The 22,309-nt window shown below is 41.4% G+C and carries 14 protein-coding genes and 1 pseudogene; 3 read left to right on the forward strand and 12 right to left on the reverse strand.

Going from position 1 to position 22,309, the window contains the following annotated elements; all coding sequences use genetic code 11:
• Nucleotides 1–508 precede the first annotated feature (508 nt).
• From C4S38_RS12755 to pruA, 4 genes are all read right to left on the reverse strand, one after another.
• The gene (locus C4S38_RS12755; protein ID WP_103984031.1) at nucleotides 509–1,756 is read right to left on the reverse strand and encodes a glutamate-5-semialdehyde dehydrogenase; all 1,248 of its coding nucleotides are present in this window, start codon (nucleotides 1,754–1,756) and stop codon (nucleotides 509–511) included.
• A gap of 4 nt (nucleotides 1,757–1,760) precedes the next feature.
• Nucleotides 1,761–2,852, reverse strand: coding sequence for a glutamate 5-kinase (gene proB, locus C4S38_RS12760; protein WP_103984032.1), 1,092 nt, complete (start codon nucleotides 2,850–2,852; stop codon nucleotides 1,761–1,763).
• A gap of 230 nt (nucleotides 2,853–3,082) precedes the next feature.
• Nucleotides 3,083–4,258 (reverse strand): proline dehydrogenase family protein, encoded by a 1,176-nt coding sequence (locus tag C4S38_RS12765; protein WP_103984033.1) that lies wholly within the window; start codon nucleotides 4,256–4,258, stop codon nucleotides 3,083–3,085.
• 45 nt (nucleotides 4,259–4,303) lie between these two features.
• Nucleotides 4,304–5,935: an L-glutamate gamma-semialdehyde dehydrogenase gene (pruA, locus tag C4S38_RS12770; RefSeq protein ID WP_103984034.1), complete on the reverse strand. Its 1,632-nt coding sequence runs from the start codon at nucleotides 5,933–5,935 to the stop codon at nucleotides 4,304–4,306.
• 192 nt (nucleotides 5,936–6,127) lie between these two features.
• Here pruA and C4S38_RS12775 point away from each other — a divergent pair, with 192 nt between their 5' ends.
• Complete coding sequence (locus C4S38_RS12775; protein ID WP_099463468.1) at nucleotides 6,128–6,316, forward strand: ferredoxin; 189 nt, start codon at nucleotides 6,128–6,130, stop codon at nucleotides 6,314–6,316.
• A gap of 96 nt (nucleotides 6,317–6,412) precedes the next feature.
• On the opposite strand, the gene C4S38_RS12780 is transcribed toward C4S38_RS12775, so the two are convergent.
• On the reverse strand, nucleotides 6,413–6,715 hold the full coding sequence (locus C4S38_RS12780) for a helix-turn-helix domain-containing protein (RefSeq protein ID WP_103984035.1): 303 nt from the start codon (nucleotides 6,713–6,715) through the stop codon (nucleotides 6,413–6,415).
• Nucleotides 6,687–6,943: pseudogene (locus C4S38_RS16100) on the reverse strand (type II toxin-antitoxin system RelE/ParE family toxin). The gene C4S38_RS12780 and the pseudogene C4S38_RS16100 overlap by 29 nt, the downstream one beginning before the upstream one ends.
• Nucleotides 6,944–7,299: 356 nt before the next feature.
• Between C4S38_RS16100 and C4S38_RS12790 the strand changes: the two are divergent.
• Both C4S38_RS12790 and C4S38_RS12795 read left to right on the forward strand, forming a co-directional pair.
• Nucleotides 7,300–7,854: a helix-turn-helix domain-containing protein gene (locus tag C4S38_RS12790; RefSeq protein ID WP_103984036.1), complete on the forward strand. Its 555-nt coding sequence runs from the start codon at nucleotides 7,300–7,302 to the stop codon at nucleotides 7,852–7,854.
• A gap of 60 nt (nucleotides 7,855–7,914) precedes the next feature.
• Nucleotides 7,915–9,567, forward strand: a complete 1,653-nt coding sequence (locus tag C4S38_RS12795; RefSeq protein WP_099463464.1) for an AMP-binding protein — start codon at nucleotides 7,915–7,917, stop codon at nucleotides 9,565–9,567.
• Nucleotides 9,568–9,659: 92 nt separating this feature from the next.
• On the opposite strand, the gene C4S38_RS12800 is transcribed toward C4S38_RS12795, so the two are convergent.
• From C4S38_RS12800 to C4S38_RS12825, 6 genes are all read right to left on the reverse strand, one after another.
• Complete coding sequence (locus tag C4S38_RS12800; protein ID WP_103984037.1) at nucleotides 9,660–11,084, reverse strand: sugar porter family MFS transporter; 1,425 nt, start codon at nucleotides 11,082–11,084, stop codon at nucleotides 9,660–9,662.
• Between the two features lie 20 nt (nucleotides 11,085–11,104).
• On the reverse strand, nucleotides 11,105–12,208 hold the full coding sequence (locus C4S38_RS12805) for a DUF4434 domain-containing protein (protein WP_099463462.1): 1,104 nt from the start codon (nucleotides 12,206–12,208) through the stop codon (nucleotides 11,105–11,107).
• A 13-nt stretch (nucleotides 12,209–12,221) separates the two neighbouring features.
• On the reverse strand, nucleotides 12,222–14,117 hold the full coding sequence (locus C4S38_RS12810) for an FAD-dependent oxidoreductase (protein WP_103984038.1): 1,896 nt from the start codon (nucleotides 14,115–14,117) through the stop codon (nucleotides 12,222–12,224).
• Between the two features lie 9 nt (nucleotides 14,118–14,126).
• Nucleotides 14,127–17,273, reverse strand: coding sequence for an FAD-dependent oxidoreductase (locus C4S38_RS12815; RefSeq protein ID WP_103984039.1), 3,147 nt, complete (start codon nucleotides 17,271–17,273; stop codon nucleotides 14,127–14,129).
• A gap of 77 nt (nucleotides 17,274–17,350) precedes the next feature.
• On the reverse strand, nucleotides 17,351–19,123 hold the full coding sequence (locus C4S38_RS12820) for a RagB/SusD family nutrient uptake outer membrane protein (RefSeq protein WP_103984040.1): 1,773 nt from the start codon (nucleotides 19,121–19,123) through the stop codon (nucleotides 17,351–17,353).
• A gap of 12 nt (nucleotides 19,124–19,135) precedes the next feature.
• Entirely contained in the window at nucleotides 19,136–22,243 is a 3,108-nt protein-coding gene (locus C4S38_RS12825) for a SusC/RagA family TonB-linked outer membrane protein (protein WP_103984041.1), read from the reverse strand.
• Nucleotides 22,244–22,309 lie beyond the last annotated feature (66 nt).

Here is a 22,309-nt window from a genome sequence, read left to right on the forward strand (position 1 = left end):
TAGGTGTACGGAGGCTCCGCCGGTGCGTCGGTGATACTTTTGTAGGTATACGGAGGTTTTCCGTGTGGTACGGACACACGTTTTCGGCAGGCTGCAAGGGCAGCCTGCTATGTTTTGATTGTTTTTTACGTGAAAAAGGTGGGTGGAGGAAAGGTTACGTTTTTTTTGCAAAATTTCCTTCTTCATGAAGAAGGACTGCGGAACATGTATGTTCCGCAGATATATGTCTTATACAAGGAATGTATTTCATCTTGTTTATGAGATGTTGCGGGGGCAAAGATAGGGATTTCTTGTGCGGTAAGGAAAAATATCTGCGTAAATCTGCGCTTGTTTACGGAATACAGTCTCGGGCTTTTGCCTGTGATCTCTTTGAACTGCCGGAAGAAGGAAGTGCGTGAATAAAAACGGCTCATCGCGTTCTGTTCATCTGTAGAAACACTCTTTTTTCTATCCTGGGCCTGGCTGGAGATACGAACGATTTGGTATCTATAATGAACGAATTGGAACGTTATTCTCTTACTTGTCCTTCTCCTTCGATTATGTATTTGTATGTAGTGAGTTCGGGCAATGCCATTGGACCCCGGGCATGCAGCTTTTGTGTGCTGATACCTATTTCGGCACCGAAGCCGAATTGTGCACCGTCGGTAAAGGCTGTAGATACGTTTGCATACACACAGGCGGCGTCTACCATTTGCTGGAATTTGCGGATGGCTTCGCCTGATTCGCTGACAATGCTTTCGCTGTGCTTCGAACTGTAGCGTGAGATATGTTGCAAGGCTTCGTCAAACGTGTTTACGGTGCGGATGCTCATTTTGTAGTCCAGAAATTCTGTTCCGAAACTGTCGGGGGCGGCAGGCCGGAGTAATTCGGACGGGTATTGGTTGCAGAGTGCGGCATAGGCAGGTTTGTCGGCATAAATTATCACCCGGCTGTTTTGCAGCTTGCTGCAAATGTAGGGTAGATCGGACAGGCGGTCGTGGTGGATAATGAGGCAGTCTAATGCGTTGCACACACTTACGCGACGTGTCTTTGCATTGTTCACAATGGCCTGGCCTTTCTCTTTATCTCCGTCTTTATCGAAATAAGTATGACAGATTCCTGCACCGGTTTCAATTACCGGAACACGGGCATTATCACGTACAAAGTTGATAAGCGAACTGCTTCCGCGCGGAATGATCAAATCTACCAGCCCGATTGCATTTAATAGTTCGGCTGTCGATTCCCTGCCAGGGGGAAGCAGTGTACAGACTGCCGGATTTATAGTATGGCGCTCAAGTACGCGGTGTATAATCCCGACTAAAGCTCTGTTTGAACAGTCTGCATCCGATCCTCCTTTCAATACACAGGTATTACCGCTTTTGAAGCAGAGCGAAAACACATCGAAAGTAACATTCGGCCGGGCTTCATAAATTACGCCTATTACGCCGAAAGGCACGGTTATTTTCCGTATCACCATTCCGTTGGGACGGGTTGCTTCATCCAGTGTTTTGCCCAGCGGGGTGGACAGGGTGGCTACGTTACGCATATCTCCGGCAATTCCTTCCAGTCGATCGGGGGTGAGTTTCAGCCGGTCGTATTTCGGATTGGCCGGATCCATTCGCGACAGATCTTTGGCATTCTCTGCCAATACGTATGACTGGCAGTTTAATAATTCTTGTGCCGTGTCTTGCAAAATCCGGTTGATCTTGTTATCACTTAACGTCAGTAATGAACGCGATCCGTTTACTGCTTGTTCCAATGTCTTTATTATACTCATACTTTTATGCCTGGTCTAAATATAAATAATCGTAATGTATCAGCGGTTTCAAATCGCGGTGCCCGATAAGCCGGGTAGCTTCCTTGCTATCATAGCCGGCACAGCCTACGCCTAATTGTATACCTTCTTCGTTGATTATTTTTACGATGTCGTCTTTTTCAAATTCTCCTTTTATATGTGTTACGCCAACCAACAGGATACTGGTTGCCTTCGGGTCGAGAAGTGCTTCCTCGGCACCTTTGTTGATATGGATTTCTCCTTTGGCAAAGCCTTCGGAATGGGCGATCCATTTCTTTACGCTGCTTACGGGTTTGGGCGAAGGAAGAAAGCGTGTGCAAACCGTATCGCTTCCTTTAGCCAATAATTCCAGCAGGATATTGTTTTTCTTGCCGTTGGCAATGATAACGGTGATGCCTTCGTCGGCTACCTTGCGGGCGATATTGCATTTGGTTAACATACCGCCGCGTCCGAATGAAGATTTGCTTGTTTGTACATATTCGGACAAGTCCTGTCTGCCGTTGTCTATTGTCCGGATTACCTCGGATGCCGGGTCTTGCGGGTTGCCGTTGTATATACCGTCTATATTACTTAATATGATGAGTGCATCCATGCCCATCATGGTGGCGATGAGGCCGGACAGTTCGTCGTTGTCGGTAAACATCAGTTCCGTAACGGAGATGGTATCGTTTTCGTTTACAATGGGAATTACTTTGTTTTCCAACATTACTTCCATGCAGTGCTTCTGGTTGAGATAGTGCGTACGGCTACCAAAGTTCTCCTTGGTGGTCAATACTTGTCCGCAAGCTATTTTGTGTTCGCGGAACAGTTCGAAGTACCGGTTTATTAATTTTGCCTGGCCTACGGCAGAGTAAAGTTGGCGGGCAGATACGTGATCCAGCTTTTTGTTTGGCTTCACTTCGCTTCGTCCCGAAGCTACGGCTCCGGATGATATTAGGATTACTTCTACACCATGCTGATGAAGCTCTGCAACCTGATCTGCTAGTGCTGACATACGGGTGACATCCAGCGATCCGTCTTTGCGCGTGAGTACGTTGCTTCCGATTTTGATTGCTATTCTTGTAAACTGATATGCCATATTTGTGATACTTTAGTTTACAAATATAGATACTATAATCGAAAAGGAAGTCAATATGGCTGTAGAATTAACATTTTGGTATTTGAATGAGTTTGAAGGTGTGTCAAAAATCGGAATTAAGGAACGCAGACGGAGCACAGAGAAACGCAGACCCTATTGATTATTAATAAAATCAGTCTGCGTTTTTCTGTGTGTTCTGCGTTATCTGCGTCCGGTGGACACAACCTCATTTATTTTCTTGTTTGTGTACGACGCTGCATTTCGTGTTTTAGCATACGAAGCTCGCGGCTTGTTTGCCCCGCTACGGATGTGTTTTCTTCTGCCCGTCGTATCAGATAAGGAAGTACATCCCGAACGGGAGCGTACGGAACATATTTGGTAACATTAAATCCCTCGTGGGCAAGGTTGAATGAAATGTTATCACTCATTCCCAGCAATTGGGCAAAGAAGATTCTGGAGTCGTTGTGCGGGATTCCTTTTTCATCCATCAGCTTAGCCAGCTTATAATTGCTTTCTTCGTTGTGGGTTCCCATAAACATTTCGAAACGATCCAGATGATCCATTACGAAAGCTACTCCGGCATCATAGTTTTCATCAGTAGCCTGTTTGTCTTTGCAGATGGGATCGGGATAACCCAATGCTGCGGCGCGGGCACGTTCTTCTTCCATGTAGGCGCCTCTTACAAACTTGACTCCTGCGATATAGCCTTTTTCTATTGTGTCATCGTATATGCGGCGCAGGTACGGCATGCGGTCATGACGGTACATTTGCAATGTGGCAAAGACGATGGCGCGTTTCTTGTTGAACCGGCGCATGGCATCGTCTGTCAATTCGTCGATGGCGTCCTGAAAGCAATAGTCTTCGGCATCCACAAGAATACGGACATCGTTATCGTAAGCGCGTTGGCAAAGAGCCATGAAACGTTCGCGGAATTCCCTGAATTGTTTTACTTCTTCGATAGTCAGCTCACTGCGTTTTTCGGAAGCTTTGCAAAGTAGTTCGTCGGTTGTTATGGTTGAAGGCTTAAACACGGCGTAAGCCAGATTGGGATTTCCTTTTGCGTAGTCTATAGATCTTAAAGTCTCTTCAAACGTGGCGCGGATGCCTTCAGGGGTTTGTTCGCCTTCGGCGGAGAAGTCGAGCGTCGATTTAACGTTGAACTTCGTTAAATGGTTGATTACCCCAGCACAATCCTGCAAAGTTTCGCCTCCTACGAATTGCTTGTAAAGTGTAGGCTTTACAGCCCATGCCAAAGGAAAATGAATCTTGATGGCAATCGAGCTTCCTATCTTTGCGCACTTTACCAGCCACGGATGTTTTATGGTGTTAAAAAGAAGGTAAGCATTCTTTAGTTCGCCCTGTGATTTAGCCGAGAAAGCAATCTCGGTGTTATTAAAATCCAACATAGTATTCGATTTGTGAAGTTGATTTATCAGGTTGTCCGGAATTAATTATTTTTCTCCCAAGAATGGATATTTATAGTCTGTTGGTGGAACAAGCGCTTCCTTGATAGTCCGCGGATTTGTCCATCGGATCAGGTTCAACGGACCACCTGCCTTGTCGTTCGTTCCCGAAGCTCTTGAACCTCCGAATGGCTGTTGGGCAATAACAGCACCGGTAGGCTTGTCGTTGATATAGAAGTTACCGGCGGCATAGCGGAGTTTGTTGAATGCAACGTCTATCGCATAACGGTCGCGGGCAAAGATAGAGCCTGTTAAAGCATATGGAGAAGTGCGGTCGCACAATTCGAGTGTTTCTTCATATTTGGCATCATCGTAAACGTATACCGTAATAACCGGGCCGAATATTTCTTCCACCATTGATTTGAACATAGGGTCGGTGGTTTGGATAACAGTAGGTTCCACAAAGTAACCTTTTGACTTGTCTCCATGTCCGCCGAAGATTACTTCCGCGTCGGGCGATTGCTTGGCGTAGTTGATGTAGCTCATAATATTGTCGAATGATGCTTCATCTATCACTGCGTTTATAAAGTTGGAAAAGTCTTGTACGTCTCCCATCTTGATTTCTTTCAGCATTTCGCCTACCTGTTCTTTTATTTCTTTCCAGAGTGAAGCCGGTATATAAGCGCGTGAGCCGGCAGAACATTTTTGTCCCTGATATTCGAATGCACCGCGTACAATGGCTGTTGCAACATCAGTTGTAGGAGCGGATGGGTGCACGAATATGAAATTCTTTCCACCTGTTTCTCCTACGATTTTCGGATAAGATTTATAGGTGCCAAGGTTTTCTCCCATCTGTCTCCAAAGGGTGTTGAAGGTGGAAGTCGAACCTGTAAAATGGAAACCTGCCAGATCACGGCTGGTTGTAACGACCTTGCCGATTACGCTTCCCTGGCCGGGGATAAAGTTGACAACACCATCGGGTAAGCCTGCTTCCCGGAATATTTTCATCAACAGGTAATTGGAATGGATAGCGGTGGTAGATGGCTTCCATACGCAAACATTTCCCATCATGGCAGGAGCCAGGTTTAAGTTGGATGCTATAGAGGTGAAGTTGAAAGGCGTAAGCGAGAATACAAAACCTTCGAGGGCGCGATACTCCATCCGGTTCAATATACCGGTCTCGGAATAAGGCTGATCAGCATAAAGCTGGCTTGCATAGAATGTACTGAAACGCAGGAAATCAATTAGTTCGCAAGGGGCATCAATTTCTGCCTGCATCGGGTTTTTGCTCTGGCCTAACATTACGGACGCATTTACCAGATAGCGGTATTTAGTGGAAATCAATTCAGCAACACGAAGCATAACGGATGCGCGTTCCACCCAAGGCAATTCCGACCAGTCTTTATGTGCTTTCATGGCGGCGTCAATTGCCATTTGCACTTCTTTTTCGCCGGCTTTGTGGTAAGTTGCCAGTACATGGTGATGATCGTGCGGCATGACCACTTTTCCGGTATTTCCTGTACGGATTTCTTTTCCTCCTATCACCAGGGGAATATCCCATTCTTCGGAACTAAGTTGTGCGAGGGTTTGTTTTAATACTTTCTTTTCGGCAGAACCGGGAGCATAGGCTTTCACTGGCTCGTTAATTGGCTTCGGAAAGCTGAAAATTGCGTTATCCATTGTAATTCAGATTTTATATAAGGTTAAATACATAATGTTATATGTTTGTAAACTTACGGAATATTATGAGAAAATAGACAGTATTATAGTTAAAATATTTTTAAAGGATGGGTAAGTGTTGACAAAGTGTCGCAACATTCCGGTATATGGGATTGTTATTATTACAAGTTAATCATCTTAAAGGAAAGAATTATGGCGATAAGTAGAGTTTGGATAGAAGACGGCTGTATAGCCTGTGGCAACTGCGAGTCGGTTTGCCCTGAAGTATTTACTGTATCAGATCACTCAGAAGTAAGAGAAGGTGTTGTTTTTGCCGACTTTGAAGCAGGCATCAAGCAAGCTGCCGATGAGTGTCCGGTTGAAGTAATTAAATTCGAATAACAAACCGGAATTTGTTTTTCATCGCTTCCGAATATATTCCTAACGCGGGGCAAACGCAACTTAGTTGTAGTTTGCCCCGGTTCATTCTAGCACTTCTTACATGACCGGGTTCAACTCAACAGTTAATCCCAAAGCTGAGGCGATACGGTAGAAGGTAGATACCTTCGGTTCCGTTCTGCCGGTCTCAACACGGGAAATGTAAGATTTATTTGTCCCGATCCTCTCTGCAAGTTCCGCCTGTGTCATGTTGGCCTTCTTTCGGGCTTCCTCTATAATTTGTCCTGTAAAGAAAGCGTGAGCCTTATCCTCAGCGGCTCTACGCTCCGGAGTTCCTTCTTTGCCAAATGCTACGTCTAATTGTGCATCGACATCAAACATCTTTAGTTCTTTTTCGCTCATAATATTCTTCCTTTAGTTTTAATGCTTTATCTATTTCTTTATCAGGTGTTTTTTGGGTTTTCTAAGTTTAAACAAACCGTCTCGTATGGATTTTACATACTTGGCCGGTAATCGGTCTTGAGTCTTTAGCATAAGCAAACCATACAGAACCTTTTCTTGTGTTCCCTTATCGAGAGTATTGAAAAAATCTTTGTAGTAGTTCTCATATGCTATTATCTGTCTTTTCATGTAGCAAAGATCTGGAAAGTTTATCAGTTGAGCAACCTTTAGGGCTATATTTCGTGAAATCAAATCAGCCTTTCTAAGCCCTTATTTCTTTGTAGACGGTCAATTTGTAGTGAGAAGTATTTTCTTACCTTGATTTATTTTTGTTCTGCGGACTTTTTAATCGTTTGATACTATACTTTTATTCTTTTGACCAGGGGCAAAATTAATTACTACCTAGGTAAAAATTAATTTTTACCTAGGTAGTAATTAATTTTTGCCTTGCTGAAAAGATTATTTATTCCTGTACTTTTTATTAGAAAGTGCTGTATTTCTTCTTACCTTTGGTGCATCTTAATCATAATAAAAAACTACATCAGATGAATGAGCAGATACGACAAATTGCAGAACGTCTGGCCGGGTTGCGTGATGCATTGGAGATTACGCCTGAAGAACTTGCCAGAGTATGCAACATCACCACGGATGAATATCTTTTGCTTGAAAGCGGTACGGTGGATATTTCGGTAAGTGTACTCCATCAGATATCTCAGGCTTATGGTGTTGAGCTGACTACACTAATGTTTGGAGACGAACCGAAGATGAGTGCTTACTTTGTTACCCGTAGAGGAAAAGGTATAGCTGTAGAGCGTACCAAAGCCTATAAATACCAATCACTGGCGGCTGGTTTTGCCGGACGAAAGGCCGATCCTTTTTTGGTGACTGTTCATCCTAAGCCGGATGAAGAGCCTGTTTATCTGAACTCGCATCCAGGACAGGAATATAATCTTGTATTGAGCGGACGTATGCTTTTGCAGATAAATAATAAAGAATTGATACTGGAAGAAGGAGACAGTATCTACTTTAACTCTGAGTTGCCTCATGGAATGAAGGCTTTGGATGGAGAAAAAGTAAGTTTTTTGGCGATCATTTTATAAATTAAGACTTGGGAAGCTAAGGAATCGGAATCCTTGTCTTCGATTATCAATTAAGAGAATATGTTAGAAAGATTCATAGACCAAACGACTTTCACGTCGCAAGAGGACTTTAAGAAAAACTTCAGGATAAAAGTGCCTGAGAACTTTAATTTCGGCTATGATGTAGTAGATGCATGGGCTGCCGAAGAACCGGATAAGAAAGCGCTTTGTTGGACGAATGACCACGGAGAGCATATTGATTTTACTTTTGCCGATCTGAAAAAATATACCGACCAGACAGCATCATATTTCCAGTCTTTAGGTATAGGGCACGGAGATATGGTGATGCTTATATTGAAACGCAGATATGAATTTTGGTTCAGTATCATAGCATTGCATAAGTTGGGGGCAGTCGTTATTCCTGCTACTCACTTATTGACGAAGAAAGATATCGTATATCGTGCCAATGCGGCTGATATAAAGATGATAGTTTGTGCCGGAGAAGAGCCTATACTTTCCCATATAAAAGATTCGCTTGCCGATTCACCGTCTATTAAGACTGTTGTTTCTGTAGGCCCTGAACTGGGAAGTTTTGATGACTTTCATGAAGGTATAAGAAATGCTGCTCCATTTGTACGTCCGGCACGTGCGAATAGTAATGACGATATTTCGCTGATGTATTTTACTTCAGGTACAACAGGCAACCCGAAAATGGTGGCTCACGACTTTACTTATCCTTTGGGACATATCGTTACGGGTAGCTTTTGGCACAACCTGCATAAAGACAGTTTGCACCTTACGATTGCCGATACCGGTTGGGGAAAAGCAGTTTGGGGTAAACTATATGGCCAATGGATTGCCGGTGCTACGGTATTTGTGTACGACCATGAAAAGTTTACACCGGCCGATATGTTGCAGATGATTCAGGATTACCGTATTACTTCATTGTGTGCCCCGCCTACTATTTTCCGTTTCCTTATACGTGAAGATATTAGCAAGTATGATCTTTCTTCGCTGCAGTATTGTACGATAGCCGGCGAAGCGTTGAATCCTGCCGTGTACGATACATTTTATAAGCTTACGGGTATTAAGCTGATGGAAGGTTTTGGCCAGACGGAAACGACTCTGACGGTTGCTACATTCCCATGGATGGAACCAAAGCCAGGATCGATGGGGGTTCCAAATCCTCAATATGATGTAGACCTTTTGCGCCCGGACGGGACAAAAGCAGAAGACGGAGAACAGGGACAAATCGTAATCCATACAGTTAATGGTAAGCCTATTGGTTTGTTTAAAGAATATTATCGGGATGCAGAACGTACGCATGAAGCTTGGCATGATGGGTTATATTACACAGGTGATGTTGCCTGGCGTGATGAAGACGGATATCTGTGGTTTGTTGGCCGTGCCGATGATGTGATTAAAAGTTCCGGCTATCGTATCGGCCCGTTTGAAGTGGAAAGTGCGTTGATGACACATCCGGCAGTTGTAGAGTGCGCCATTACCGGTGTACCCGATGAAATACGCGGACAAGTGGTAAAAGCCACAATTGTATTGGCTAAAGATTATAAGTCGAAAGCCGGCGAAGCTCTGGTAAAGGAACTTCAGGAACACGTTAAAAAGGTTACCGCTCCTTATAAATATCCTCGTGTTGTTGAATTTGTAGACGAACTGCCTAAAACAATCAGCGGTAAGATACGCAGGGTAGAAATCAGAGATAAGGATAATAAGTAGATTTGCTATAAAGAATATATAAAGAAAGCCGGAGTTTTTTATAAAAACTCCGGCTTATCAGTTTAAAGCAAAGATCCTATGGAAAAGCGTCTTTACTCTGAAATCATTTTTTCAATTTCTTCCAATGAGCGTCCGGTTGTTTCGGGAATCAGTTTCCACATGATAAACATGTAAGGAATACACATGGCGGCAAACAATAGGAATGTTCCTTCCGGAGTCAGGTTCTTCAGCATCCACGGGGTTAACTGTCCGATCAGGTATGTACCGATCCATAAAGAGAATCCTGCAATAGACATGGCAAGACCACGCACGCGAATCGGGAACATTTCTGATAGAAGAACAAATACTACCGCACAGATTGAGATTGCACAACAGAAAATGTAGAACATGAATGATACCAACAGGAATATACTTGATATGCCCATTGCTTCACCGTTATGGAAGTAGAATGCAATTAGCAATAATGCTAAAATCATACCTGAAACTCCCCAGTATACCAGTTTCTTACGTCCTACTTTGTCGATGATAAACAATGCAATGATAGTAGTAATCATGTTAACCAAACCAACAAGTACCTGGTAAAATAATGAATCGCCGCCTGAAAGCCCGCTTTGTTCAAAGATTGTAGGACCGTAGTATAGCACGGCATTTACACCCATAAACTGACCCAGAATGGCAATGGCAGAACCAATAAGTACCATCTTAAAGATAGCCGGCTTGAAAAGATAAGCCCATTGGCCTGACTTTGAGGAATCCTCGCTTATTACCATCTGGCGGGTACTTTCCAACTGGCTTACCGCTTCCTGGATACTTCCATAGATACGTTGCAGAATATGCTGTGCACTGTCGTCGCGACGTTTTAGAATTAACCAACGCGGGCTTTCCGGTATGAAGAATATCACTATAAAGAATATAACGGAAGGAACGGCACACATTCCTAACATGCCGCGCCACGATTCGGTATAGAATACTTTTTCGAATAGAGAGACGGATGCCGGATCGGTTATTGTTGCCATACCGCTTTCGGCCAGGTTCAGCAAAAGATGGTTTACCAGATAGGCTCCTACCATACCGACTGTTACACCGAACTGGTAAAGTGATACAAGGCTGCCGCGATATTTTGCAACAGCTACTTCTGATATATATAACGGAGATATGATGGAAACAATACCGATACCTACACCTACAAAGATGCGGGAAACAATAAGCATTGTGAAATCCGTACTTACTGCACAGCCTATGGCAGAAAGCGAGAAAAGGATGGCGGAGAATAACATTGTGCGTTTACGCCCGAACATATCACCTAAAATACCGGCAACAGATACACCGCCGATCGAACCGACCAGTGCGCAACCTACGTACCAGCCCAGTTGCATCTCATCAAGCCCGAATAATTTAGCTACTTGCTGATTGGTTCCGGATACAACTGCTGTGTCATATCCGAAAAGGAATCCGCCTAAAGCAGCAACGAGAGATAGGAATATTACATATCCCATGTTAACATTGTTGTTGTTCATAAATTACAGTCTTTTCTTTATTATATGTTGAAGTATTCCTTATAGCGGTCGTACAAGTGGCCTGCCTGAAGGTATGCAGACTGCGGGCTCATAAAATGTGAGAACTCGAAAGTGATGGCCTTATCATAGTTCTGACGGGCTGCAGCTTCTAACTTCATGCGTAACTTGTCGAATTTAATTGGCAGAAACTTGATAGGCATGTCGCGGTCAAATGATTCAGCATTTGTCCAGCATTCGATACCATATTTGTCTGCCATTTTCTTGTTGACGCTAAAGAATGCATCCAGTTCGTCATAGTCTATATGTCCGTCCTGGAAAGCGCAGGCATCAACATTGCCTTTGATGGCTTCAAAGATCTCAGACCACTCTCTTTCGTGTTCCTCGACAGAAACTGCCTGCGCTTTACTCAATGAACCAGAGGCTGCATCAACAGCTTTTTTACCGTCTATCCAAGGTGAAATAAGAGTAGGTAATCCTCCGGATACTTCCTTGCATTGTTTGCCCAGGCTACTGAAAGCATCTTTTGCACCTTTGGTAGCGCGGCTGATTTCCTGACAGAGGTACCAACCCTGGAAGCTCTTATAATGACCGTATTTTTTCCATACTTCTTCAATAACGTATTTGTTGGATTCTATTTCCCAGGTAAGATCGCCTGTATCCCAATACTTACCCGAATCGTACAAACCGAAGTAGAACTTCATGTTGTATTTGTCGGCCAGTCTCAGGTACATGTCAATCAAATCGACTGAAGGTTTGTAACAACCGAATTTATTCATTAAATATTCGGAAGGGTAGGTGATGAATTTGCGATATCCTGAACGGATAACAATTACGGTATCAATACCAATGGCTTTCATGTAGGCAAAGTCTTGATCCCATTCCTTTTCTCCCCAGTTTTGATGAGGAATGTCATGTGATATTTCGTCCAAAAATGTTCCGCTTATCTTTAAACCCTGTGCTTTGGGGACAATTAATGTACTTTCGATGTTTTCGCCGGAAGATTGTTTGTTGCCGTCTTTAGAACAATTACTCTTATCAGCGCATGAGGCAAGGCTGCCGGTTGCAAGAACAGCACTTGTAACCGATACCTGTTTGAGAAATTCTCTTCTACTATTTGTCATGATAAAAAATATTAAGTTATTTGTTTATTATATTTCCTTTGATGTCTATAGGAATGGTTTCGAATGGATTTACATAATAATTTAACAACACAGCAAACTCTTTGCGGGTAATAGCTCTATCTAATGAAAAATTACTAAGTTTTGCCGAATCCCAGCGTGGAGCAATACTATTGATAAAATCATCCAGATTCTTTTCGTATGCAGGGCTATTGTTGTATTCCATTAAATCATAAGTCAATTGGATTGCTTCTTTAACAGTTATTTCCTTATTCTGTATTTTGGGGTTGAAGTTGGGATAGTAGTCTTTCAATCCCGGAAGCAATGCTTCGGCAGTTAATGCAGAATCTGCATCAAACCAGGTTTCGTTAGACCACCCCCGGTTTGTACCGCGTCCTTTCAGGATACCTGTTGCTCCAATACGTTGCAAGGCGGCAAAGTTCCTGTCAGTTTTGGGTAAATCCAGGAAAGGTAGCAGATAGCATCCTCCCCGGAGTAATACAGATTGAACTTCACGTATTGATACTTCTGAAACATCTTTCTTTTCTCTTACAGCCAGTCCGGCCAAAGCACCTGCCGCTTGTCCTATCTGTACCAATATGGGTTGCAGGCGGGTTGTTCCGTTTACCAGGTTGGATACAGAAATAGACTTTTCTGTAACCAGCAAGTGATCAACATCTTTTGGAATGATAACTCCTAATGGCAGTCCGTAAGAAGGAACTGGGTAGAAATGTAGTTCCGGGAGCTTGTCTGCTTCGGGATATCGGGCATGGTGATGGTCAACAGCATAGTCTCCTACTGCGATAGCCGTACGATATAACTTTTCCGGTTGCGCATATGGAGATGCCATGTGATTGACATTGAAGCGAACGAGTCCGTGTATTCTTCTTGATTCGCGATGGTATGGAATAAATGGCAATTTGTCTGCTGTCGGAAATTCATCGTCGGCAAGACCTAATGTATTAAAGCCTAATTCATTTTGTAAATAATAAATGAAACACATAGTGAAGTTTTTTGCTTTTTGCAATGCTTCTTTGCGTTCTTTAGGCTTCATTTCAATGATGTTCAGATAATAATCGTTACCCTCGATAGGCCAGTTGATCATGTATTTATTATTCGGCAATTTACCATAAGTAATCATTCTGTCTTTATCCCACAAGACACTGCCCTTTTTGGGGTTTTTACATTTAGGGTATTTGCAGGTACAATAGAATATCGAGGGATCGTAGCCTTCGGGCTTGGCTATGGTAACGTCTTTGCCATAATCTTTCAATATTGCAACGTATGTGAGATCCTGAATAATATTGTTCGATACCTCCGGGCCAATATCTTCGCCGGATAAACTCTTGGCTTCCATTCCTATGTCGTATTTAACGCCACAGGCTTTGGCAACATCTCCTAATTCGGTACCATCTATCAATACTTTTGCTTCCAATAGTTGATACTCTCCTCCTTTATCGATCACAACACGCCAGCCTCTGGGCATTTTTTCGATTTTTTGAACAGTGGAGTTATACCATAAATCAAGCCGGTTCTCCTTTTCTGCCATTTGCTTGAATATTTTATTCATAACACTGGGCTCGGCAGCTACGGCCGATACCCATGAAGTACGCAGGCTGTCTGTTCCTCCATAATAATTTGAAAGCTCATTACGGAATTCTCCGAATATACCGGAAGGTAACCGATAATTTCCATCAATACAACTTACTCCTGCTGATGTCAGAGCACCGCCTAACCATTCATATTCTTCAACAATAAGCGTATTGGCTCCTAATCGTGCAGCTTGTATACCGGCTGCGGTTCCACTGGCACCGCCTCCGATAATAAGTACGTCTACTTCCTTTGGTTGTTGGCATGCGGTTAGAAAGATAGTCCAAATACATGCAAAAAAACATGAAAATACAATTCGTTTCATAAAAGTTCATCAGTATTTATTAGTCAATATCTCCCGAGCGAAGCGTGCATAGTGTCCTTCCAATCCGCACGCGTATCTGCTTAGTGTGTTTTCACCTAATTTGTTGTTATCTCCACAAAGATAAAGGCTTTTGGCCAAATGAAGCTCTTTTAGTATACGATTTCTGTATGAAATATCATGAACATAAGGAACTATTCTGGTTTGTGCTATCCTGTATGAAGGTATATCATTATACCGCATGCCTTCAATAGTAAGGAGTCGGGCTAATACAGGTGTAGCCTCGGAACTTTTAATTTTTTCACATGCTATACATATAGCACGATAGTGTGAAAAATGATCTTCCAGTTTCAATTGGTTTGCTTTCTCCAAAATGACGGGAAGAACAGATGCATCTCCTGTGCTTCCGAGTGCAATGATGAGACTGTCCAGCGGACTCATGCATTCGCCGAATTGAGCCGATGCAGTATAATGCCATCCTTCATCCCAAACATCATAGGCCTTGATCGCATCTGCAACAACAGGCGCAAACTCTTTATTTCCTAAAATACAGAGGATACTAGCATAGATAAGACGGGCATCGCCTGATGCTCCGGATATATTTTTGCGGACTATGCGGATGCATCTGGCTGGATCGGTAAGTAATATTTCAAGGCCTTTATAACGCTCTTCCACAACCTGGCGGGCTGCAACTTCGAATTCCTTGTCAGAATAAGTTTTAGTTTCCTTGTCTGTGAGTACGCGAGCCGGAAGTATTCCTTTTTCAACAAGATGCTTTTGAATCTTCCGGATGTTGATTTTCCTTAATGATTGTTTATCAATTGCTGCCAATGCTGCCAGATAGCCAACAGAATAACCTTGGTTTTGAAGACATGGCTGCATGCGGATTACAGGCATGGCATCTCTGTGTGCGCTTGCTCCCAAGCCTGTGACAATGATTCCTTCCAATCCGCGGGGTAACAGAGATCTTAAAGGTACATCTGCGTCATATATTACGTGACGTTTGCCTGGAGGATTCAATGTGAAGAAAGGATCGATTGTCATGCCATGCGTGTCAAATGAACTTTTATGATATGATATGGTATCAGGATATCTTTTATGATTGATTACGTCGTATACAGTGACTGTATAATCTCCTATAATACGGCGTCTTTCACGTGTTTGAGGGAGTTTTCCTAAATCATAAAATCCTTTGTATTTTGCTTTGCCCTGTACATAAAGACGACTGACATCTAATATATCCGTATCATCAATAAGAGTCCAGTCTGTATTATTGTAATAGTCATTTGGTTCGAAACGGGATAGTCCGGCTCCTTGTACGGCAAGGGTCTTCTTTCCCGTATATTCGTAATCTGCTCCGGCTGCAATGGCTATATCTGCACTTCCGGTGCTATCGATAACAATATTCGATAATATAACGCCACGGCCGAAAGGTGTTGTGACAATAAGACCTTCCACTTTTCCTTTATGTACTAATGCTCCGCATCCGATGACACCGTACCATAGTTCGGCTTTATGTTTGCGGAGTTGTTGACGGTACCATTCTATTTTCCAGTCGGCACGGAACTTGGCGTCAGACTTAATCTGACGTGGATGATCGGCAGGAGCCATATTACGTACGGCTTTGTCAATTTCTGCTGTGTAACCTTCGCGGAAACCATCCCAATAACAGCCAATAAAGCCTAGAGTTGCTATTCCTCCGAGACCATGGAGGTAGTCTAAAACCAAAGTTTTGGCATTATGCATGGCAGCAGAAATTCCGGCTGGTGCCCCGGCGGTACCGCCTCCCATAACGACTACGTCGTATTGGCCTAATACAGGCAAAATAGATTGATTGGTTTTTACGTAGCCTTTATCCAGATTCGGACGTAGAGGATATAAAAGTTCTTTTACTTCTCCACAATAAGAAGCTGTTCCTTTAGGACTTGAAATTTGATAATCAGTCGCTAATTGGGTGTCTTGTAGATTGCTGGCAACAAATTCCCCCATCATTTCTCCTAACGCCATTGCATTGACCGGGCGGGATAACCAGCCGGCTACATCCCGTGGAACTGCCGCACATGGCCCTACAACCCAAAGGTTTTTGACTCCTTGACATGCAAATGCTTGTTTGGGTAATTCGTAAGCGGAACGGATTGTTTCGAACCCATCCGGTGAGTATTTTATAACATTATGAACAAAAGGCTTTTTGGGGATGGATTCCATTGATAAGAGAGAATTCAGCTTTTCCCCAGCTGATATGATATGCCATGAAGGAGTATACCATAGAAGATCGGAACTGTCAACTTGGTCTGCATCCCAAGTAATATCCCGGATATATTGTTCGGCTTCCATTAAGGATGCATAAGATTTGTCTTTTATTTCGTAATCGAAGGTATAACGGATTACCGGATATTCTTTGCCATCTGATTTAACAGTAAATGGCATAGTGTTTACCTTCGAAATCTTTGGCGATTCAATCGCTTTGTTTCCTACTACAGTGTAAGTAAATGTTTGTTTTCCCGGTTTGAATTCTGTAAAAGGAACATTACACATTTCTGCAATGACGGCTGTCGTTGTTGTGTCAATAATACCTTTACAACGAATGGCTTGTCTACCCGAACGGTTTGCAATGACAACACCGGCAATATTACCGTTTTTATCAATTAAAACGTTAGTAGGTAAGCTACTGTATAGGAAATGTATATCGTTGTTGATTAATTCGTTTTCTAAGGTGGTTTTTACATGTAAGGGAGTAGGGGCTTGTTGTTGGGTATATAAAATATCTTTTTCCGGGAGATTATTATATGAGATTCTTGGATCTTCTTCTATTAAAAATATTTTTCGGGCAATTGCTGTTTGTGCCTGTTCTTCTTTTTTGTCTATTTGGTACATGAATGAACCGCAAATATCATCTCCCAGATAAGGCATGCCTGCTATTAAAAAAACTTTGCTTCCTGTTTTTGCTGCAGAAACAGCCGCAGAAACGGCTCCGGAACTACCTCCAATAATGACGATATCGGTTTCTTCTATAATAGGAATATTGCGTTCAGACTCTTCGCAAAAGGATGGAACTTGAGTAAATTGCTGAATTTTATTCTTTGCTTCGGTAACGTTGCCGAATGATACCAGCGCACTACTAGCTGCTGTTAGCTTTAAAAAATCTCTACGTGTTATCATGATATATCCTCTTCATATCTTTTTTATTGAAAATAATCATGCCGGAATTGCTCCGGCATGATTTTGTATTCTTGTTATTAATAACCCTCGTTTTGTGCTAGGTTTGGATTACGGTTTCTTTCCTGTTGAGGAATAGGCCATAATTCAAATTTTTTATCCCAATAACGATTTACATCTCTAACTTTTAATTTACTCTTGTATATATCATAACTTGGAATGTCATTTAAATCGTGACGTGCACTCTTTTTGAAATTAGGAATATCAGTGGCAGACATACCTTCATAACGGATTGTTGGCAATGGTAATCCGTAAGACGGTTGATCATTTTCTATATCTCCGATGCCCCATCTTCTCATATCAAAAATATGAAGACCTTCCAAGGCAAATTCCACTTTACGTTCACGTCTTACTAGTTGACGCATTTTGTCTTGGTTTCCTATGCGGTCTGCTGATACGTCAGGCATACCTGCACGGTTACGTACTTGATTGATGGCATCGTATACAGACTGATCTAGTTCATTTAATTCAATTTTAGCTTCTGCATAGCTTAACAATATTTCAGCATAGCGCATTATTGGAACGTTACAACTAGCGCTACTGATATTTTCATCTATTTCTTTGCTATATTTTGCCCAGATGTAACCCACACCAGCATTGCAGAAACTTGCCCAAGCTGCAGCACTATTCATATCGTCATTATTTCTTTCTTCCCATGTATTTGTCGTATAATTATACTGCTTGGTTGTTAATTCATATGCTTCCAATATAATGGTGTTTATAGAACCATTATTTGTTGTACATGTATCTCCGTGCATCCAAAGTGTTGCTCCGAATCTGGGATCTCTGTTTTTCTGGGGATGGCGTGGATCATATAATGGCGATTCATCGATACGTTTACCATCGATACATTCATATGTGTCGGCTAACATTGAACTAGGATGGCGTCCCGTTTGTCCTTGAATTCGGGAAACTTGTCCAAATGCAATTACATTAATCATTTGAACGCTGGCAGTATTGCTATAAGGTAATTCAAATATGAATTCATTGCGAACGTCGCTTTTGGCTTGTCCAGCAATAGTCCACAAATCTTCAAAATTCTGAGCTAATCCTCTTTGACCGATGACTTTAGATGCCGCCTCTGCAGCAGCTTTAAAATATTCTGAACTTTTTCCTCCGTAATTCAGACCTCCTCCAAGTAATCCGGCACGTGCTATAACACCGTATGCAAAGGCTCTATCGACACGTCCTCTATCTTCGGCAATCCATGGAAGTTGTTCTGCTACACTGTTTATGTCTTTTATAATAAAATCTAATATTTCTACTTTAGATGTTCTTGATACACTGTATTGTTCTGTTGTTACAGGTGTATCAAAGAAAGGAACATCACCCCATAATCCAATCAAGTAATAGTAACAAAACGCTCTTAGTACATGAGCTTCTGCTAAATATTGAAAAGATTTTGCATTCAGTGTCTCTTCATATGCTTTTGCTCCAGAAATAAGTTCGTTAGCACGTGCTATATTTGTATATAGAAATGTCCAAAAACTTTGTACAGAGGCATTTTCAGGATTGAGACCACCACCGGCACCGATAGTCGTATTCTCATTTCTTTCTAAGGCGAGAGGGGTAAAATGGTCTAATGTTATAACATGAGGAACATTATAGCCCAGATTCATGTACATGTTTGCATAGATACCGGTTACACCCTCTTTAATTGAAATTTCGCTATTAAAGAAACCATTACTGGTATAACCGTCATTAGTATCTGCTCTGTCTAAGAAGTCACTACACGATGTAGTGCTAACTCCAATTGTTATCAGTCCAAATATATATAATACTAATTTTTTCATAACTGTATTTTATTAAAATCTTAAATCTATTCCAAATGTATATACCTGCATTACAGGATAAAAACTGCCTATATCACTTTCAGGATCATAACCGTCATAAACATTACATATAGTAAATAAATTCTGACCGCTTATATAGAAACGCAGGTTGTCTATTTTTGTTTTGCTGAGAATTTTTTTCGGTAGAGTATAACCGATTGTAACGTTCTTTACACGCATGTAAGCTCCGCTTTTAACCCAGAATGAGGATGGTATATTATTCATATTACTACCACTTCCATCAATTAGCAATAAAGGGAATTTAGCGTCTCTGTTAGTCTCGGACCAACTATCTAACTGATTACGGAATATAGTTCTTCCGATGTAGAATGGTCTTGTTCCGTATGCTTGAGAATAAATATCTTTTTTACCAACACCTTGTAAAAATACAGAAAAGTCAAAGTTATTCCATTCCGCACCTAAATTTAAACTGAATGTGTAGCGAGCTTGCGGGTCACCAATTATAGTACGATCATAGTCATCTATTTTTCCGTCAGGAGTTCCTTCTGGTCCACTTATATCCTTATATTTGATATAGCCCGGTTTTACGTTTGCTTTGTTTCCTCCATATACGGGTTGATCTGGATTATCTATTTCTGCTTGTGATTGGAAGAATCCATCAGCAACATAGCCATACCAAGAATAGATAGGATGTCTTTCTTGTGTTGTATTATTATCATTAATGTATTTGTTGCCATATAGATCGGTTATTTCATTTTTTACATCAGATAATAATGCAGTTATGCTGTAATTTACTTTTCCAATTTTATCTCTCCAATTGATAGATAAATCCCATCCATTGTTTTTCATGGATCCTGCATTTTCCCAACTAGAACTTAAACCAACGTATATAGGTGCAGGAAATATCTGCAACATATCTGTTATATTTCTGATATAATAATCAAATGTTACATTTAATTTGGAATTAATAGCTGTGAGGTCTAGTCCGAAGTTTGCTTGTGTTGACTTTTCCCATGTGATATTAGCATTGGACATGCTTGATGCATATATACCAGTTGTATATTTTTCATTAAACCAGTACCCTGCACCGGAACTTAGTGTAGATGCATATGGATAATAACCGGTAATATCTTGGTTCCCTAATGTACCATAAGAAGCACGAATTTTTAAATTACTAATTTTATCTTTTAAAGGTTCAAAGAATGACTCTTCTGATATTCTCCATCCCGCAGATGCTGCAGGGAAGAATCCCCATCTATTATTTGAAGTAAAACGGGATGAGCCATCATAGCGTCCTGTTAGTTCAATTAAATATTTGTCTGCAAAAGTGTAGTTGAAACGTGCAATATATGACATCATCGCAAATTCAGATCTACCTCCTGAAGCGGTGGATGTGGAAGCGTCACCATGATTTAATTGTTCATATCCATCATAGTAGAAATTTTTGCGTCCAGCCCCCATGCTTTTATTTTTTATTTCTTCGGTTTGGAAACCTAGGAATCCTTTAAAATAGTGCTTTTCTTTGAATGTATTTTCATAAGAAACTTGTGCATTAAATTGGTTTCTTATAAGTCTACTCCATGATTCACTTCTAGCCCTTCCTGTAGTTGGATATGTCATGATATAGTTACCAGCTTCATATGTATCGTATGTATTCGTGAAGTTATCGGATTTATTTTCATATTTCCTTGTGTCATAACTTCCTAATATTTCAAGACCTTTAAGTGGAGTTAAAACTAATGTTCCTTTTACATTGATATCATTGTTATCTGAAGTATTCACTCCTCCAACTTTTGCTTGTGCAATTGGGTTAATTCCATTTTGTCCGTTTCCCCATGTCCCATCAGCGTTAATACCTCCAAAAACAGGAGTATAAGTTAATGCTTGATTAATAATAGATGCAGCTCCTGCATTAGGCTGTTTTGATACAGTTCTACGGATATTTAAATTAAGACCGGCAGATAACCAATCTGTGATTTTGGCATCAGTGTTAGTTCTTAAAGCTTTTCGATTGTAATCATTATTAGGTACTAAACCATCTTCGTAGTTGTAAGATGCATTAGCAAATGTCTTGATACGATCAGAACCTCCACTGACACTTACAGAGTGGTTATGAGTCAGCATCGTATTTTTAAATAGTAGCTCTTTCCAATTTGTATCAAAATTGTGAATGTTATCAGCTCCTTGAGTCTTATAAGTGTTGATAAGTTCTTCCGAATACTGTGGTAACATATCCTGATTGTCACGAGCAATGTTTACGGCTTCCATATATTCAATTGCGTTAACCGGATCCGGCATTTCTGCAGGTGTACGGAAACCTACATATCCATTATAAGAGACTTTTACGCCTGTGTTTTGTGCTCGCTTGGTTGTAACCAATATAACACCGTTAGATGCTTTTGAACCATAAATGGCAGCAGAAGCTGCATCCTTTAATACAGAAATTGATTCAATTGCATTCATATCAATTGAGTTCATATCACCTTCAACCCCGTCAATTAAAATTAAAGGAGATGCGGATGAATTGATAGAACCGGTACCACGAATTTGAATTGAGGCTTCAGCTCCGGGAGCTCCAGAACTTTGACCTACCACAACACCAGGGATTAAGCCTTGTAAAGCTTGTGAAGAGTTGGCCACATTTCGTTTGACAAGTTGTTCACTTGAAACGCTTTGTACGGCTCCCGTCAAATTAACTTTCTTTTGAGTGCCATAACCAACGACAATAACTTCATCCAAATTTTCAGCGTTTGACATCAGTCTGATGTCTAGAGATTTCTGTCCTTTAACAGAAATCTCTACAGATTTATATCCTATATAAGATATTTCTAGGATACTTTGATCGGATGGGACTTGTAGTGTAAACTCTCCGTTAATATCCGTAATTATACCAATAGTGGTACCTTTTACCACGATGTTTGCGCCGATGATTGGTTCGCCATTTTCATCGACTACTTTACCAGAAATAGTTTTTTGCTGGTTAACGATTGTTGCGATTGGGGATTCGTCTGCGAATACCGGTTGGTAGGTGCCGACAGCCATACCTGCAATTGCCAAACATAGAACCAATGGTTTTACCCTATTGGTCTTTGCTTTTGAAAATTTTAAGTGGACCTTCATAATTAAACTTTTTAATTAGACATAAATATTATTAGGTTGATAGTTTTTATTAGAATAAGGATTTAT

The organism is Parabacteroides chinchillae (genome assembly GCF_900108035.1).
Classification (GTDB): Bacteria; Bacteroidota; Bacteroidia; order Bacteroidales; family Tannerellaceae; genus Parabacteroides; species Parabacteroides chinchillae.